This is a genomic window from Mycobacterium sp. (assembly GCF_035570115.1).
Classification (GTDB): domain Bacteria; phylum Actinomycetota; class Actinomycetes; order Mycobacteriales; family Mycobacteriaceae; genus Mycobacterium.
In genome coordinates this window covers 1-13,977 of record NZ_DATMLH010000304.1, presented here as the reverse complement: position 1 = coordinate 13,977, position 13,977 = coordinate 1, and the positions used below count along the sequence as shown (strand labels likewise).

16 protein-coding genes, 1 tRNA gene and 1 pseudogene are annotated in these 13,977 nt (G+C 63.2%); 10 read left to right on the top strand and 8 right to left on the bottom strand.

Annotated elements, in window-relative coordinates:
- Nucleotides 1-6: 6 nt before the first annotated feature.
- Nucleotides 7-996 (top strand): zinc-dependent alcohol dehydrogenase, encoded by a 990-nt coding sequence (locus VNW74_RS28825; RefSeq protein WP_325683258.1) that lies wholly within the window; start codon nucleotides 7-9, stop codon nucleotides 994-996.
- Here the strand turns inward: VNW74_RS28825 and VNW74_RS28820 are convergent, their stop codons facing one another.
- Entirely contained in the window at nucleotides 997-1,617 is a 621-nt protein-coding gene (locus VNW74_RS28820; protein WP_325683256.1) for a TetR/AcrR family transcriptional regulator, read from the bottom strand.
- Between the two features lie 291 nt (nucleotides 1,618-1,908).
- On the opposite strand from VNW74_RS28820, the gene VNW74_RS28815 reads away from it, so the two are divergent.
- Nucleotides 1,909-2,196 (top strand): hypothetical protein, encoded by a 288-nt coding sequence (locus VNW74_RS28815; protein ID WP_325683254.1) that lies wholly within the window; start codon nucleotides 1,909-1,911, stop codon nucleotides 2,194-2,196.
- On the opposite strand, the gene VNW74_RS28810 is transcribed toward VNW74_RS28815, so the two are convergent.
- Entirely contained in the window at nucleotides 2,177-2,701 is a 525-nt protein-coding gene (locus VNW74_RS28810) for a hypothetical protein (protein WP_325683252.1), read from the bottom strand. The two genes, VNW74_RS28815 and VNW74_RS28810, sit on opposite strands and share 20 nt — an antisense overlap.
- 254 nt (nucleotides 2,702-2,955) lie before the next feature.
- On the opposite strand from VNW74_RS28810, the gene VNW74_RS28805 reads away from it, so the two are divergent.
- A complete protein-coding gene (locus tag VNW74_RS28805) occupies nucleotides 2,956-3,774 on the top strand; it encodes a class I SAM-dependent methyltransferase (protein ID WP_325683250.1) in 819 nt (272 codons plus the stop codon).
- A 9-nt stretch (nucleotides 3,775-3,783) separates the two neighbouring features.
- On the opposite strand, the gene VNW74_RS28800 is transcribed toward VNW74_RS28805, so the two are convergent.
- Nucleotides 3,784-4,524 carry an SDR family oxidoreductase gene (locus tag VNW74_RS28800; RefSeq protein WP_325683248.1) on the bottom strand — a complete coding sequence of 247 codons (741 nt, stop codon included), beginning with the start codon at nucleotides 4,522-4,524 and terminating at the stop codon, nucleotides 3,784-3,786.
- A gap of 221 nt (nucleotides 4,525-4,745) precedes the next feature.
- Between VNW74_RS28800 and VNW74_RS28795 the strand changes: the two genes are divergently transcribed.
- Nucleotides 4,746-5,111, top strand: coding sequence for a DUF1003 domain-containing protein (locus VNW74_RS28795; protein ID WP_325683246.1), 366 nt, complete (start codon nucleotides 4,746-4,748; stop codon nucleotides 5,109-5,111).
- A 185-nt stretch (nucleotides 5,112-5,296) separates the two neighbouring features.
- Here the strand turns inward: VNW74_RS28795 and msrB are convergent, their stop codons facing one another.
- The gene (gene msrB / locus VNW74_RS28790) at nucleotides 5,297-5,740 is read right to left on the bottom strand and encodes a peptide-methionine (R)-S-oxide reductase MsrB (RefSeq protein WP_325683300.1); all 444 of its coding nucleotides are present in this window, start codon (nucleotides 5,738-5,740) and stop codon (nucleotides 5,297-5,299) included.
- 89 nt (nucleotides 5,741-5,829) lie between these two features.
- Between msrB and VNW74_RS28785 the strand changes: the two genes are divergently transcribed.
- Nucleotides 5,830-6,258: a ribonuclease domain-containing protein gene (locus VNW74_RS28785; RefSeq protein WP_325683244.1), complete on the top strand. Its 429-nt coding sequence runs from the start codon at nucleotides 5,830-5,832 to the stop codon at nucleotides 6,256-6,258.
- The gene (locus VNW74_RS28780) at nucleotides 6,255-6,575 is read left to right on the top strand and encodes a barstar family protein (RefSeq protein ID WP_325683241.1); all 321 of its coding nucleotides are present in this window, start codon (nucleotides 6,255-6,257) and stop codon (nucleotides 6,573-6,575) included. The genes VNW74_RS28785 and VNW74_RS28780 overlap by 4 nt, the downstream gene beginning before the upstream one ends.
- Before the next feature lie 24 nt (nucleotides 6,576-6,599).
- On the opposite strand, the gene VNW74_RS28775 is transcribed toward VNW74_RS28780, so the two are convergent.
- Nucleotides 6,600-7,910, bottom strand: coding sequence for an NtaA/DmoA family FMN-dependent monooxygenase (locus tag VNW74_RS28775; RefSeq protein WP_325683239.1), 1,311 nt, complete (start codon nucleotides 7,908-7,910; stop codon nucleotides 6,600-6,602).
- A 71-nt stretch (nucleotides 7,911-7,981) separates the two neighbouring features.
- Nucleotides 7,982-8,052 (bottom strand) — tRNA-Cys (locus VNW74_RS28770).
- A 117-nt stretch (nucleotides 8,053-8,169) separates the two neighbouring features.
- On the opposite strand from VNW74_RS28770, the gene VNW74_RS28765 reads away from it, so the two are divergent.
- Complete coding sequence (locus tag VNW74_RS28765) at nucleotides 8,170-9,186, top strand: glycoside hydrolase family 6 protein (protein WP_325683237.1); 1,017 nt, start codon at nucleotides 8,170-8,172, stop codon at nucleotides 9,184-9,186.
- Nucleotides 9,187-9,285: 99 nt separating this feature from the next.
- A complete protein-coding gene (locus tag VNW74_RS28760; protein ID WP_325683235.1) occupies nucleotides 9,286-10,308 on the top strand; it encodes a fused (3R)-hydroxyacyl-ACP dehydratase subunits HadA/HadB in 1,023 nt (340 codons plus the stop codon).
- A 26-nt stretch (nucleotides 10,309-10,334) separates the two neighbouring features.
- Here the strand turns inward: VNW74_RS28760 and VNW74_RS28755 are convergent, their stop codons facing one another.
- Nucleotides 10,335-10,844, bottom strand: coding sequence for a DoxX family protein (locus VNW74_RS28755; RefSeq protein ID WP_325683233.1), 510 nt, complete (start codon nucleotides 10,842-10,844; stop codon nucleotides 10,335-10,337).
- A gap of 310 nt (nucleotides 10,845-11,154) precedes the next feature.
- On the opposite strand from VNW74_RS28755, the gene VNW74_RS28750 reads away from it, so the two are divergent.
- Both VNW74_RS28750 and VNW74_RS28745 read left to right on the top strand, forming a co-directional pair.
- Entirely contained in the window at nucleotides 11,155-12,141 is a 987-nt protein-coding gene (locus VNW74_RS28750; protein WP_325683231.1) for a DUF4436 family protein, read from the top strand.
- A 285-nt stretch (nucleotides 12,142-12,426) separates the two neighbouring features.
- Complete coding sequence (locus VNW74_RS28745) at nucleotides 12,427-13,404, top strand: PE-PPE domain-containing protein (protein ID WP_325683228.1); 978 nt, start codon at nucleotides 12,427-12,429, stop codon at nucleotides 13,402-13,404.
- A 387-nt stretch (nucleotides 13,405-13,791) separates the two neighbouring features.
- On the opposite strand, the pseudogene VNW74_RS28740 reads toward VNW74_RS28745, so the two are convergent.
- Nucleotides 13,792-13,977: pseudogene (locus tag VNW74_RS28740) on the bottom strand (hypothetical protein); the annotation flags it as partial.

The following is a 13,977-nucleotide window of genomic DNA, read 5'->3' as shown; positions in this document are numbered from 1 at the left end:
CCCGCGGTGGTACTCACCGCTGACGGGCAGATCGCATTACAGGATCGACCACGCCCCAGGCTGCAACCCGGTCAGGTCCTCGTCGAGGTCGATCTGTGCGGCATTTGCGGCAGCGATCTGCACGCCTCCCAGTTGCCGCAGGTGTACCGCGGTGACTGCATCCTCGGACACGAGTCCACCGGTCGGATCGCGGCGGTCGGCCACGACGTCGCGGACTGGGCGATCGGCCAGCGGGTTGCGGTCAACCCCAACGGCAACGTGGACGGTACGTGCGTCTACTGCCGCTCAGGGCGCCCGAACTTCTGTCGACAGGCGACCTTGGAGACGGCGCTAGGCCTGCAGGCCGATGGAGGGCTGGCGCCGCTGATGGCCGCCTTCCCCGGACACCTGCGCCGAATCCCCGATGAGCTGGGGACTCTCGAGGCGGCGTGGGTCGAGCCCACGGCGACCGCGTTGCGAGCGGTGGACCTCGCCGGCGAGCTGTCGGGGCGGACGGTACTAGTGACCGGCGGCGGTCCAATCGGGCAGCTCGCCAGCAGGCTCGCTCACCTCAGATCGCCCGCACGAATCCTTCTCATGGAGCCCGCCGCACAACGGGCCGAGTTCGCGGAGGCTTCCCACGCGGTGTCGATCGCCGCCGACGCCGACACCAGCGGACCGGAGGTCGATGTCGTGCTCGAGTGCTCGGGCAGCGCCGCCGCGACCTCTGCCGCACTGAAACTGCTGGCCCCGGGCGGCATTCTGGTGGTGGTCGGGGCGGGACCCGACCCTGGCCTGGATTCGGCCACGATCCTGCTCAAAGAGATTACGGTGCGGGGCTCGTACATTTACAACGACGAATTCGACCGCGCTATCGAGCTGCTGGCCGCTGGACAAATCGCCGTTGCGGACCTCACCACGGTCATCAGTCCGCTTGCCGACGTGCTGACCGCGTTCGACGCGCTGCGCACCGGCCGAGTCATGAAAGCCCTCATCGCCCCGGCCACCCAGCCGTAGTCAATCCTCCTGCCACGGGGCCTCGCCCATGACCTCTGCGAACGTATCGGATAGGTTCGCCGCCATTCGCTCCGATAGCCAATCATCCTGGCGCGGATCGTAGTTGGGTGGCATGTGAAGCTGGCCGATGTAGGCGCCGGCCGCGATGGCCGACCACATCGTGGCCGCGCGCTGCACCCGCCGATCCTGGGAATCGAATCCCATCCGGCCGGCGAGCGCCTGCGTCAGCACCCGCTTGCGGACTGCAGACGCTTGCTGTTGCAGATGTGAGGTTGAGGTGACGACGCGCCCCATTGCCAGCATTCGATCACGCGTTATGACGCCGCGGCCATCGATGATCGCGCCCAACAACTCGATGGTCGCGATCAGCAGCGCGTGCTCAGGGTCGACGTCCGCCCTAACGTCGTGGAGTGCTGCGGCGGTGGCCTGCAGCATGTCATCGACAACCGACATGATGGCCGCATCCTTTGTCGCGAAGTGGCGTTCAAAGTCAGCCGGCGTCACGTCGGCGGCGGCGGCGATCTGATCCACGGTGGTGGCGTCGTACCCCTGGCTCATGCAGAGCTCCAGGGTGGCATCGACCAGCTGCTCGCGGCAGTCATCATCCCGATCGCCGGGCATTCGTGTTCTCTCTCCCGAAATTTCCTGAAATCCCCTCCGTGACCGCGCCTCAAACTTAGCGGCGGGTAGCGAACGCGACAACTAAATCGGCGTGTTGGGTGTCGTGGATATTTCAAGACAGAATTGAATACAAAGTTGCGGATCTGGATCCATAGCGGCCACCAGCTACTGCGCCAACCTTTTCGGTCGTGACCGATGTATCTCTGTTACCGGAACGTGGCCGACACGTACTGATTGTTGACTAGCTTTACCAGTCGGCCGATCTAGTGCTTTTACGAAGCAGAGGGATACATGGATTTCGAGGGCGGACATACCCGACACCTCCTGACACTGGCTCAGCGGGCACTACAGGGCGACAACGTCGACAAGGGAATGGTCTGCACGGCCGCGATCAGAGTTATCGACAACCCTCCTCGGGATGGCATCTTGCGCAGTCTGGCCGATCACGTATGTCAGGCCGTCTTTGACTGGGCTTGCTTCGAGGGCTCCAGTGCACGGCTTGAGGGTGTCGTCGAGAGCTACAAGACCGCCGCCAGTGCGCTACACGTCGAGGTGCAGCTCAACAAGCTGCGGCACTAACGTCGTCAACTTCCCGCTGAGCATCAGACGCGAAACGATCCGCGGCAACATATCCAAGCGCGCCAGTAAGGACCGCGAACTTGACGAGAGCGGCGATTTGCGCACGCCGTGCGTCAACGGCAATTCGCGTGCGGCGAAGCACGTTCAGTAACGACACTCCCTCTATCGCGTCGGCGGCGACGGCGACAATCACAGTTGCGGGCAAGACGGCCGGATGGCCACGCCGCCGACGGGCGCCGTCGACAAGCAGCGCCGTGAACGTGCCGTAGGTTGCCATGTATCCGAAATCGAGCCATAGGGATACCCGCGCGGCCCGCTGACCGTCGCTGCCCCAGCGGGTCATAATGTCCTCAGCTCGAGTCGCACTGCCGGCCAACTCAAATGGAATAATCCCCGGACCACCGGTCGCGCGCATACGCCGTTCCACCAACAGCATTACCAGCGTGTAGACAACAAAAGCGACAGTAGCTGCCGCGAATCGATTGTCGGGTATGCGCTCGCCCACCACATTCGACTCCTTTGGAATGGCCGCATTCTCGCGTCATCTGATTCCGAGCGGATTTGTTGCGTGCTGGTTCTTCCAGGCTGATGGCGCCGGTTCGCGCGTCGCTTGTACGGATCCGTCGTCTTTCATCACAGCCAGTACATCTCGTTGGTGCGTGAATCATCGCCGAATCCGACGGATCCGTACAAGCAGGCGCGACCGGGGTTGGTTCACGCTCGAAGTCATCGGGTCGATTGGAACGGAGGTGCTGTTCGATGTCCAAAGTCGCTCCCGCGCTGGGTCACGTGCAAGAGACGTTGTTGATTCCGCTGTACGGCAGGGCACGCGACGCCGCCAAGCGCCATCCGGTGCTCAATGACGAGCGGGCCGGTGATTTGGTCGACGGCCTTGAATACGACTTCGCCCGGTTCGGCGGTCCCGCGTTGTTGGGTTGCGTCCTGCGATCGGCGATTCTCGACGGATGGGTGCGGGCGTTTTTGACCGCGCATCCGACGGGAACGGTCGTCGAAGTCGGCACCGGGCTGAACACCCGGTTCGATCGGCTCGATAACGGGACGGTCCGCTGGTTCGATCTGGACCTTCCTGACACGATCGCGCTACGCCGCCGTTTCTTCACCGACCGGCAGCGGCGCACGATGCTGGTGGGTTCAGTACTGGACACCGACTGGTTCGACACCGTCGCCGCTGCCCCTGGCCCGTATCTTTTCGTATGCGAGGCGGTCTTGGTGTACCTGACCGAGGACCAGGTCCGCACCGTGCTATCGCAGCTTGCTCATCGGTTTGCGGGGTCCCTGATCGCCTTCGACACCGCTGGCGCGGTGATGCTGCGAAATCAGCACCGCAACGGGTCAATGCACGCGGTAGACGCCCGGATGCAGTGGGTTTGCGACGATCCGAGCCAGCTCCAACGTTGGGGACACGAGCTGTTGGACACCCGCACATTCGCCACCCCACAACCAGATGTCGCCTCGACCTGGCCCGCGCGCTACCGCTACGGCATGCCGCTGCTGGCCCGGCTACTCCCCTTCGTCGTCAACAACTACAAACTCAACCTGTTCAGGCTCGGCGCATAGCCGGGAGGCTCAGATCGACTGCCGTCCGATGGACGCGCCGCCGTCGACGAACAGGGTTTGTCCGGTGATGAACGATGCTTCGTCGGATAGCAAGAAGGCGATCGCTGCGGCGATCTCCTCGGGGCGTCCCAGGCGGCCCATGGGAACCATGGCACGGTAGCGAATCTCGCCCTCGCTGCCGGGTGGACTGTTCTCCCGGAACAGTGCCGTTTCGACGGGTCCCGGCGCGACCGCGTTGACGGTGATGCCGGTGGCTGCCAGCTCCAGCGCCCACACGCGGGTCGCGCTAATCAGGGCCGCTTTAGCAGCGGCATAAGCGGTGCGCTTCTGTGGGGCGCCCAGCGCGACCAGACTCGCGATGTTGACGATGCGGCCCCAGCCTCGGCGGCGCATCGCGGGTAGGGCCGCCTGGGCCAGTTGGATCGCGGTGCGTAGGTTGACATCGAGGACCGCGTCGAGCGCGTCCAGGGTGAGGTCGTCGAGCGACTGAGGACGGACCAAACCTACGTTGTTGACCACCGCGTCGATCCGGTTGGCAGATGAAATCTCCTGTAGTGCAACAGATGTTGCAATTCGGTCGGAGAGATCGGCGGTATACAGCAGACCGGGGAAGGTAGCGTCCGGAGTCCGCGCGATGCCCACTACCTTGTCCCCTCGCTCGGCCAGGCGTTCGGCTAGAGAGCGGCCGATGCCCTTACTCGCCCCGCTGATGAGTACCGTGCGGCTGCCTTGTTCACTTGAGATAGTCATCGTGGACTCCTGGTCTGTCCCCCGCCAATGTGATTCACCGCCATTGTGATCAATGCCGATCACGTCCGACAGCTATCCCGATGCCGCGAGGACGACCAGAATGAAACCCGACGGGCCCGGAAGGACTGAAAATGACACCCCCACGCTCTAGCCGCGATCGGCGAATTCCTCAACTCATTCCGCATCGGTTGCTACATAGCACTCAACGTCACCACCCAGCCGTGCTGGACGAGGCCAAGCAACGAAGCGCCAGCATCCAGCTGCGACTGGCCGATCGAATCACCGCATTTGCCGGTTCGATGAACTTCGTCTGGATCCACGCAGTCCTGTTCGCGGTGTGGATGGCCGCGCTGGAAAAGAACCCCTGGCCGACCCTGACCCTGGTGGTGTCACTTGAAGCGATCTTCCTGTCGACGTTCGTGATGATCGGCCAGAACCGCCAATCAGCCTTCCAACAGGCCAAAGCCGACCACGACTTTGAAGCTCAGGAACTCGAGCTCAAGACCAACACCGAGCTGACCCGCCAAATCCATGTCCTCACAGAGGAATTGCACAGACGCTTCATCGGCGAGTCCGCGGCACGCTAATTGGGGCGAGGCTCGGTTTAGCATCCGTCACTGCCCTTCGCTCTCGGAAGACGAGAAGACCTGGATCCTGGGCCGTACCGCGCGTCAGATTCTGCGCTGGCCCGCGTTCGACGAGACCCACTAGAGCGCAACGGTCCTCGATCCCGTGGTGCTGAGTTCGTCGCCCGGGATTCAGCGCGGCTGGCTCAGAGCGCCTGGAAGGTCATGGCGACGCCGTTCATGCAGTACCGCAGACCGGTCGGCTGCGGTCCGTCGTTGAACACGTGGCCGAGGTGGCCTCCACATTGGCTGCAGAGAACTTCGGTGCGCATCATGCCCAGGCTGCCGTCTGAGCGTTCCAGGACCGCGTTGTCCAGGGCCTTCCAGAAACTCGGCCAGCCGGTGCCGCTGTCGAACTTGGTGTCCGAGGAGTAGAGGTGCCGCGCGCAGCCCGCGCAGCTGAACACGCCGCGACGGTGTTCGTCATTGAGCGGGCTGGTGTACGGAGTCTCGGTGCCTGCGTTGCGCAACACGTCGTACTGGGCTGGGGTGAGCAGGTTTCGCCACTCGGCATCGGTGTGGGTCACAGCGAAGCCGGAGTCAGGCGATGCCGACGTCCTACCCGCGGCGCAGGCCCCTATCGTGACCATCGACATTGCGGTCACGCTTGCGGTGATGAAGAATCGCCGTCTCGTCACATCCATGCCACCAGTATGTAACGCGGAAGCGAGGAGCGCAGGTGGGTCGACGCAAGTTGGCAGTTGTCGCGATTTGCGCACTCATCGTCATCTTCGGCGCGTGGATGTTGGCGCGAACCCATTCTTCTGCCCCGGCACCGACGACAGTCAGTGGAAGCAGTGGGCCGACGTGCCCGATGTCCACCCTGCCCCCAGAGGCGCTCGACACCGTGAGGCGCATCCAGGCAGGCGGCCCCTTCCCGTTTCCGGGCAGTGACGGTGCGGTGTTTGTTAACTACGAGGGCCACCTGCCCAAGCAGCGCAGGGGCTACTACCACGAGTACACCGTGATCACCCCGCGTGCCCGAGACCGGTCGCTGAGACGCATCGTCACGGGCGGAGCACCACTGACCGATCCCACCCAATACTTCTACACCGGCGACCACTATGACTCGTTCTGTCTGGTCACTGGCGCGGGAAGGCAGAGATGACGCGAGAGCCAGCCGCACACCCGCCCGTGATCTTCCGAATCGACGGCCGAAAGATCAGATCAGCCAACGACTTCTATCGCGAAATCGGATCCTCCGTCAACGGGCCCGGCGGATACTTCGGACGCAACCTCGACGCCCTGGCCGACTGCCTACGGGGCGGATTCGGCACTCCCGAAAATCGGCCTTACGAATTCGAATGGCAACACAGCGCGGTATCGCAGCACTACCTCAACGACATACGCCAAGGGCAGCGCACATTGTTCGATGCGATACAAGACGTCTTCAACGACGCCGGAGTGACGCTGAAACTTATATGACACCTCTGTGGGCACGCGGATTTGCTATTTGGACGGCCGCGCAAGCCCCAGGTGATCGCGCAACGTCTTGCCGGTGTACTCGGTGCGGAATCGGCCACGGCGCTGCAGGATCGGCACAACATGATCGACGAACGCCGTAAGTTCATGCGGCAGTGTCGATCCCATGAACGTGAAGCCGTCGACCGCACCCGCATCCTGCCAAGCGATCACATGAGCGGCCAGTTGCTCGGGTGTGCCGATGAAATGCGCCCCTCCCGCACCTCCACCCGTCGGCCGGGTGATCTCGCGTAAGGACGCGTTCGGTCGCGCTCGCGCGGCCGCATAGAGCTGTTCGGCGCGGCTTGACGGTATCGACTGGTCGGCCCAAAGCGTGGCGGGCAGCGGAGCATCCGGATCGAATCCGTCGGGATCGAGTCCGGCTGTGTACAAGGCGTTTTGCCAACGAAACTCCGGGCTTGCCAGATCCTCGAGTCGCTGCGCTCTTGCCTGCGCTTCGGCCTCGGTGCCGCCCAATGTCACCATCAACGCCGGCAGCACCAGCACCTGATCTGGCTTACGGCCTACGGCAGCGGCCTGCGCGAGCAGATCGGCCCGGAATGCGACCGCCGCCTCCAGCGATGGTGGCCCGGAGAACACCACCTCGGCGTAGCGGGCGGCCAGCCCGACACCGGCGGCCGACTGTCCCGCTTGAACGAGCACCGGGTGCCCTTGCGGCGACCGGGGAAACGGCAGGACCCCTTCGACGTCGTAGAACTGACCGTGGAAGCGCGGCGCGTGCAGCTTGCCACGATCTGCCCACACGCCACGCTCACGGTCACCGACGACCGCGTCGTCCGCCCAGCCGTCCCACGAACGCGTGACAGCTTCGACGAATTCGTGGGCGCGCGCATACCGATCGGCGCGCTCGGGATGAAACCGTTCACCGAAATTCGCCGCGGCCAGTGGCGTGACGGTGGTGACGATGTTCCAGCCCGCGCGACCGCCACTGAGATGATCCAGCGTCGCAAACCGGCGGGCGAGATCCCACGGCTTGCTGTAGGTCGTCGAGCCCGTCCCGATCAGCCCGATCCGGCTGGTGGCCGCGGCGAGCGCCGACAGCACCGCAATCGGGTCGAATTGCGTCTGCGGGAGATAGGTAGCTCGGTATTCGGCGATGGCGATGTTGTCGGCTAGAAAAATCGAGTCCATCAAGCCGCGTTCAGCGATCCGGGCGATATCGGTGTAGTAGGACAAGCCGAGGACGTTGCGGACGTCGTCGTCGACAATGCGCCAGGCGGCTTCGTGATAGCCGTTGGGCCAGATGAACGCATTGAAGTGCAGCTGTTGCCTGCTCACCGGTTCGGTTTCCTACTCACCCGAGCAGCAACACGGCTCGGAGTCGGAATAGTCCTCCGGCCGCCGCGCGGAGCGAGTGGCGGGACTCGAACCCGCGTATACGGCTTTGCAGGCCGCTGCCTAGCCGCTCAGCCACACCCGCACAAGGAGTCACCGTGCCAGCTCAGACCACCTGCGGTCCATCGTTTCGCTCGGCCCGATCATTACGCGCCGCAGCGCTTTGACGACCCCGGAGTGGCGCCGATTGCGCGGCGACAATATGTTTTCTCAGGTGGTCTCCTCAGGTACCGGCGCGGTCGCGCGATGGATTGTCCCCTTCTTGGCGGTTGCGACCGTTCTCGGCATAGGTTGTTCGGCCGACCCGGCCCAGGTCGGTCCCGCCCCGGCGGTGCGCCTGGTCGACGACGCAAACCCGCTGGCCGGACAACCCTTCTACGTCGATCCCACGTCGCCGGCCATGGCCGCCGCGCATAAGGCCAATCCGCCGAGTCCCGAACTTGACGCGGTCGCCAACACGCCGCAGGCGCACTGGGTCGACCCGGGGGTTTCTTCCGCTGCGGTCGCCGGGTATGTCGGCGCCGCCCAGGCCGCCGGCAGCATGCCGGTGCTGGCGCTTTATGCCATTCCACATCGCGACTGCGGGAGTTTCGCAGCGGGTGGATTCGCGACGGCAGCCGACTACCGCCAGTGGATCGACGGCGTCGGAGCCGCTCTAGGGGCCTCGCCGGCGACAGTCATCGTCGAACCCGATGCACTCGACATGGCCGACTGCCTCTCGGCTGGTCAACGGGACGAACGCTACGGTCTGATGCGCTACGCCGTCGACACGCTGACCCGCGATCCGGCCGCCGCCGTCTACGTCGACGGCGGGCACTCACGCTGGTTGAGCGCAAACGAAATCGCCGCCAGGCTCAACCAGGTCGGTGTAGACCACGCCCGGGGTTTCAGCCTCAACACCTCAAATTTCTTCACCACCGATGAGGAAATCGGTTATGGCGAAGCGGTTTCGGCGCTCACAAAGGGTGCGCACTACGTGGTCGACACCTCGCGCAACGGCGCCGGACCAGCGCCCGACGCCCCGCTCAATTGGTGCAACCCCAGCGGTCGGGCGCTCGGCGTCCCGCCCACGACGGCTACTGCGGGTGCGCATGCCGACGCCTACCTATGGATCAAGCGTCCCGGTGATTCCGACGGCGCCTGCGGCCGCGGCGATCCCGGGCCGGGCCACTTCGTGAACCAATACGCCATCGACCTGGCCCGCGCCGCGCACCACTAGGAGCTCCAGCCAGATCGGCGTGTATTGCCGCGGTGTGCGCACGTTACTGTGCTGAGGTCGGCCTCATTGAACAAGCCGACAGAAAAGTTGAGCACATTCATGACCGCAGCAGCAGAAGCGTTGGCGCTCGAATCGCGGGTTGGCCACTACTACCAGATGGACGGCACCTACCTGGTCGGCCGCGAGAAGGTGCGCGAGTACGCCCGTGCGGTGCAGGACTATCACCCTGCGCACTGGGATGTCGCCGCCGCCGCTGAGCTGGGTTATTCAGACCTGGTGGCGCCGCTGACGTTCACGTCGACCCCGGGCATGACCTGCAATCGCCACATGTTCGAAGAGGTAGTCGTCGGCTACGACACCTACATGCAGACCGAAGAAGTCTTCGAGCAGCACCGCCCGATCGTCGCCGGCGACGAGCTGCACGTCGACGTCGAACTGACGTCGGTGCGACGAATCGCCGGCAGAGACCTGATCACCGTGACCAACACCTTCACCGACACCGCCGGCGAGCGGGTACACACCCTGCACACCACCGTTGTCGGTCTCACCGCCGAGGACATCGATCCGGCGATCATGACGGCCGTGCAGAAGACGATGATGCACGACGTCGACATCTTCGCAATCGGCGAATCCGAGTACCACAAGACGGTGCGCCCCGAAGGCCAGATACGCATCGCCGAGGACACCGCCCGTACGCCGGGCACGCCGTCGTTCGACGACGTGAAGGTCGGCGATGAACTACCGGTGCACCACGCCCGACTGTCCCGCGGTGACCTGGTGAACTATGCCGGCGTGGCCGGCGACGCCAACCCGATCCACTGGGACGAGACCATCGCCAAGCTGACCGGCCTGCCCGATGTGATCGCCCACGGAATGCTGACCATGGGTTTGGGTGCCGGATTCGCCTCCGCGTGGTCGGGCGACCCCGGTGCGGTTACCCGCTTTGCGGTGCGGCTGTCTGCGCCCGCGATCGTGTCGGCCGCTGAGGGCGCCGACATCGAGTTCAGCGGCCGAATCAAATCCCTGGACCCTGGCACTCGCACCGGTGTCGTCATCGTCGCCGCAAAGTCCGGCGGCAAGAAGATCTTCGGCCTGGCGACGTTGCACGTCCGCTTCCGCTGACCTGCAAATTCGGGCAGCGTGGGCGCTTAGTCCGCGGTGCTCAGCACCGGCAAACGTCGACCGATCAGCCCGTCCAAGCTGGCCTTGCCGGCTCCTACACACAGCAGCCAAAGCAGCAGCCCCACCAGCAGCCACTCCGGCGCATAGAACAAATTGCTCAGGAAATCCCAGAGAGCCGGATACTTCTGCGCCAGATTCGGGCCGATGTCCGTGATCAAGGCGCCGACCATATCCCCGGCCAGCACCAGAGACACCAGCCGGGTAGCAAGGCCCAGCATCAACGCCACACCACCAACAAGTTCCACCACTGCCGTAACCGGGGCGAGCACCTGCGCGGCCGGAATACCCAGGCCGACAAACATCGCTGTGAACTTACCGAGATCGCCGAGCTTGCCCACCGCACCGCTAAAGAACATGAACCCAACAGTGATCCTCAGCACCAGGTTCGGCAGCCAGCCGAGGTTGTTCAGTGCGTCGGTAGTGCGAAGGTAGGCCGGGCGAAAGCGTCCGGTACCGACGAGAGATTCGCGGGCCATCAGATCCCTCCTGCGTTCGTGGGCAAAGGATGAGCGTTCGCTCTGACCCTCTCCCCTTACGATTGCCCGTCGGCCGGCGGAGCCTGAATGACATCTTTCAGGCTGAATGAGATTCCGCGTAACCGATGTCTGCACACACCATGAACGAATCTCACCCGGTGTGCGTCGCACGGCGCGTCCTCCGAGGGCTTTTGGCTGCAATTCCGGCATGATGGCCGGACCGAGGGGGCGCGGATATCTCGGCTTGTGTGCTTGCGCCTAGGCGTCGGCCACCGTGACCGCTCAAGAAATAGCTTGAGGAAGGCTGCGCATGTCCACGTCAACACTGACGATGCCCATACCGAAACCGCCAAAGACGTCAACAACCGGCCCACCGCGGCAGCCGAGCCTAGCCAAGCTCACCTTTCTATCGCTCCTGGTCGTTGCGCTCACCGTCCTGAGCGTCTCCTTGTACTGGGTGGAGCACCACAAAGGCCACCATCCGACTGTGCTCGGCGAGACCGACAACCCCGACCATGTGACCCTTACCGTCCTCATCCAGAAGATCGACCCGTCTACAGCACGGATAAGTGCCCAACTGGAGCTAAAGGGCGCGGGCTCCTTGGTGGACGAGCACACACATGAGCTGAAAGAAGATGCAACCCTCATCAGCAATGCGGTCAGCAACCGCACCTTGGTCTCCAAAGCACATCAACGCCCAGAATTCGTCTCGGTCCAATTCGCGCTTCGTGACGGGATCATCACCGATTACCCCTTCGACAGCTACACGGCGAACTTCTTTTTCCACGTGCTCGTCGGCGACGGCCCAAATCAGCGCGTCGTCCCGATCCGAGTCGTGTTCAACAACATCGACACCTTCTTCAAGTTGTCCCCGAAACAGGAAAAATCGATCCAGGTGCATCAAGACGATGGGGAAGCCAAAACCATCACGACACCTCAATCACATTTCGCCGCAACGACAAAAGTGCAGCGTTCGACGAGCACGATCGTGTTTGCCGCGTTCATCATGGTGTTCATGTGGTGCCTGACCATCGCCTCGCTCATCGCGGCTTGGTACATCGCCAGCGGCAAGTTCGGCTTGTTCTGGTCTGCACTCGCTTTCCTCGGCACATTGCTATTCGCGCTTATCCCCTTGCGAGACGCCGTCCCGGGCGACCCTCCGATCGGCTCGCTCATCGACTTCGCCGCATTTTTCATCGCCGAAGGCGTCGTCTCAATCTCGATGATCGTCACAGTCCTGCACGGCTACCACATCGAAATCTCCGGAAAGCAGCGGAACATCCCACTCGACGACTAACCGGCGCCTCTCTGTCTCAAGAGTTCACTTCCGACGGCTGCGCAAGTGCGAGCGCTTCGGCCTGCGTCTCAAACAACTGAATCTCCTGTGGCCGTGGTCAATTGGGCGATGGAACGCACCCGAATTGCCGTTAGCTCCTGCCCCAACGCTGCGTTGGAACCCCGCGACGGAGTCGCCAGAAAATACCCGGCCCCTGAGAACTCCTTGAAACCAGGATTAACTTCAGCTAAGAAGATGCGATGACGCAGATCACACTGCGGTGCTCGGTGAGAGAGGAGTGCAGCGGTGAACGGATCTAAGTTGCTCGCGAACGTTGCCGCGGTTGGCATGGTCGTCGGCATGGCGAGCGCGCCGTTAAACCAAGCCGCCCACGCTGACGTGACTCTGCTGTCCGCGGACGACCCGCTATCTGGGAGTGACACGGCGATCATCCTCGGCGGAACCACCGAGCCGACGCCGGACACCGCCTTCGCGCAGGCCGCCGAGGATCTGTATCTGCACCCGCTGGGTTTCGACGATGGCGCAACCTACTCGACGGTCTGCGACATGGTCGGGACCGAACCGTGCAGCGCGCCGTTGCAGGTGCTGACGACGCCCGAACTGATTCAGCAGGGCCCGAGCAGTCTCACAGCCGCCAACGACGTCGTTCTCGCCGTGGAGAACGAATACAACGCGGATCCGGGTGCTTTCAGCGCCGCAGATCCGCTGACGATCTTCGGATACTCGCAGAGCGCCACCGCCGAGTCGATCGCAATGACCGAGCTCGCGCAAGCTGGGAACATCCCCAGCGACGACCTGCACTTCGTGTTCATCGGCGACCCCTCCCTTCCAGGCGGCATATGGCCCAATCTGGTCCCGGATCTGGACACGATATTCGGCTCGAGTCTGACCAACACGATTCTCACGGATCTCGGCATGGACGCCGTCCTTGGCAACGTGACGCCGGATGATCTGTACCCGGCGACGATCTACTCGCTGGACGGCGACGGCGTCGCCGACTTCCAACAGGACTTCACGGCAGGAGGTCTGCTGGATCCGCTCGTGGGCCTATTCGTCCAGCATGTGGAATACCTGGGGTTGACACCGTCGGAGATCGCCGATGCAACCACGTCGACCAACGGCGACCTCACATATGTCGACATCTCCGACAACATCAACAATTTCGACGCGTGGATCGATGCAATTGGGCATGGGGTTGCCAGCAGCGGACTACTCGAGAGCGTATTCGACTCTCTACAACTGTATTTGACCAACATGTTCTGACCTGAGTCGTGGTCGCAACAGCTTGTCAGGAGTAGTGCAACCGTCGCTGCTTCGAGTCGGTCCAGGCGATCTCTGACAGATTCCCGTCAGAACGAGTTGGTAAGGGCGAGCTCAATAGAATCCATCAAACGTACCGACATGTTTCCCGGGACATCGACATCAGCGAATTCGCCAGCCTCTTGTCCTGACCCGCCTTCCATCGCCATATCAAGGCGGCTGGCGAGGGTTGCCTCACGGTGGGCGCTTAGCCTTCGGCGCCGCTCAGCCAAAAAACGGGCCGCGGCCTGGGAGCGCCGCGAAAACCTGTGGCCGCGAACCCTTTGCGGGCTGCGGCCCAGCTCTTGTCGAGGTCTCCGACAACACCTGCAGCGACTTCGACTTTCGCCTTCATGCCGCGGCATGTGCGGATGCGAGGTCGCCACCCAAACGCAGTACCGCTCGACGAAGCACCAAACCCATCCCGATCAGGAACACGCTGTAGGTCGCGAGTGCTAGCCAGAACACGAGGATGCCTTGCCATGAAAGCGGACCGCTGTGAAAGAAGAACGCCATGACGTCGGGGATGAAAGACGC

What these genes read in the sequence shown, in the direction of transcription:
- VNW74_RS28820 (WP_325683256.1), bottom strand. Translation starts at nt 1,617, where the DNA reads ATGCCCGGCGATCGGGATGATGACTGCCGCGAGCAGCTGGTCGATGCC.
- VNW74_RS28815 (WP_325683254.1), top strand. Translation starts at nt 1,909, where the DNA reads ATGGATTTCGAGGGCGGACATACCCGACACCTCCTGACACTGGCTCAG.
- VNW74_RS28805 (WP_325683250.1), top strand. Translation starts at nt 2,956, where the DNA reads ATGTCCAAAGTCGCTCCCGCGCTGGGTCACGTGCAAGAGACGTTGTTG.
- VNW74_RS28800 (WP_325683248.1), bottom strand. Translation starts at nt 4,524, where the DNA reads ATGACTATCTCAAGTGAACAAGGCAGCCGCACGGTACTCATCAGCGGG.
- msrB (WP_325683300.1), bottom strand. Translation starts at nt 5,740, where the DNA reads ATGGTCACGATAGGGGCCTGCGCCGCGGGTAGGACGTCGGCATCGCCT.
- VNW74_RS28780 (WP_325683241.1), top strand. Translation starts at nt 6,255, where the DNA reads ATGACGCGAGAGCCAGCCGCACACCCGCCCGTGATCTTCCGAATCGAC.
- VNW74_RS28765 (WP_325683237.1), top strand. Translation starts at nt 8,170, where the DNA reads ATGTTTTCTCAGGTGGTCTCCTCAGGTACCGGCGCGGTCGCGCGATGG.
- VNW74_RS28760 (WP_325683235.1), top strand. Translation starts at nt 9,286, where the DNA reads ATGACCGCAGCAGCAGAAGCGTTGGCGCTCGAATCGCGGGTTGGCCAC.
- VNW74_RS28755 (WP_325683233.1), bottom strand. Translation starts at nt 10,844, where the DNA reads ATGGCCCGCGAATCTCTCGTCGGTACCGGACGCTTTCGCCCGGCCTAC.
- VNW74_RS28750 (WP_325683231.1), top strand. Translation starts at nt 11,155, where the DNA reads ATGTCCACGTCAACACTGACGATGCCCATACCGAAACCGCCAAAGACG.